This window comes from Zooshikella ganghwensis DSM 15267, from assembly GCF_000428585.1.
GTDB classification, from domain to species: Bacteria; Pseudomonadota; Gammaproteobacteria; order Pseudomonadales; family Zooshikellaceae; genus Zooshikella; species Zooshikella ganghwensis.
Map to the genome: position 1 here is coordinate 1 of NZ_AUAF01000365.1, position 1,478 is coordinate 1,478.

Annotated in this window: 2 protein-coding genes; both read left to right on the forward strand. The window is 39.6% G+C overall.

Going from position 1 to position 1,478, the window contains the following annotated elements:
- Positions 1 to 291, forward strand: a 291-nt coding sequence (locus F607_RS0126995; RefSeq protein ID WP_027710468.1) for an RHS repeat domain-containing protein, incomplete at its 5' end; no start/stop codon positions are given.
- Positions 292 to 380: 89 nt separating this feature from the next.
- Positions 381 to 1,478 (forward strand): RHS repeat domain-containing protein (locus tag F607_RS0127000; protein WP_027710469.1); only part of this gene is annotated, 1,098 nt, incomplete at its 3' end.

Sequence of the window (1,478 nt, forward strand, 5' to 3'; positions counted from 1 at the left end):
CCCTCCGCAAACTGTCCAGCCAGTGATGCCTATTTTCAGTATAACGACCGAGGTTTGATGACGCGCTTTACGGATAATAAAGGCGTAGCCACGACCTATGAATACAATAACCGTGGACTGGAAACTAAACGGACTCTAGCAGTTGATACCACTAGTGAGTACTCCATAACGACACAATGGCATGACACGTTACGTGTACCTATTGCTAAGGAAGCCAAGAAAAAGCGAGTGGAATTTAAATATGACCAAAAAGGTCGCTTAATCAAGCTTAGAGAGATGGAAGTTAATTAATTTTTTAATTTCACATTATTTATTTTTCCAGGGAGCGCAAGGCGCTACGTCTATTGCGCACAGTAGTAATAAACGTATTTATAAAGATTATGAAACCAACAAAAAACTTGTTAGCCAGTCTTATTGGTTTAGCACTATTCTCTCCTGTGCATGGTGATGAAGTGGTGAATGTGGAGGAAAGCTCCACCAGCTATCAATACACTGATGATGGTATGTTAAGCCAGGTTGATGGTCCACGAACGGATGTAGAAGATATTACACGTTTTGAATATTTAGATAAATTTAATTTACATAAAATTATTAATGCATTAGGTCATACGACGATTTATGCCAATTATAGCCCACTTAAACTAGCGCAGACTATTGTTGATAGCAATGGTGTAAAAACCACCTTGAAATATGACTTAGGTAATCGAGTTACTGAAGCAACAGTCCATTCTGCTAAAGGGAAACTCACCACAAAATTAACCTACGATATGGTTGGTCAAATTACGCTAATTGAAAGTCCTGATGGTAGCAAACTTAAGATAGAATATAGCGATGCGCGTTATCTAATGGCTATCGAAAATGATCAAGGTGAGCGCATTGAGTATGACTATGACAATGCCGGTAACCGTATAAAAACCGAAGTAAAGTCCAGTTCAGGCCAAATCGTAGCTCAACATCAACAAGTATTTGACGAAATGAGTCGTTTATTAAAGTCTGTTGATGCAGACGGTCACGCAACTCAATTCAGCTATGACCTTAATAGTAATATTACAGGTATCACTAACGCAAAAGAACATAAAACTATACGCCAGTTTGATGTATTAAATCGTCTGGTTAAACAGCAAGATGCCCTGCAACAAACCAGCGAAAAAGTTTACAACAAGTTTGGGGATGTAGTTAAAGTAATTGCGCCTAATGGGGCCACAACAACCTTCAAGTATGATAGGCGACACAGAGTCATTGAGCGGAATAGTCCTGATAGCGGTAAAACAACCTATGCTTATGATGCAGCACATAATTTAATCCAGAAGGTTGATGCACGTGGTATTGAAACACGATATAGCTATGACGCCCTCAACCGGTTAATTAGCCAACAATATCCTGATGCACCAGAACTCAACATATCCTATATCTATGATGAAACCGCTAACGGCAATAAAGGCATTGGCCGCTTAACAGGTATCCAAGACCAGTCAGGC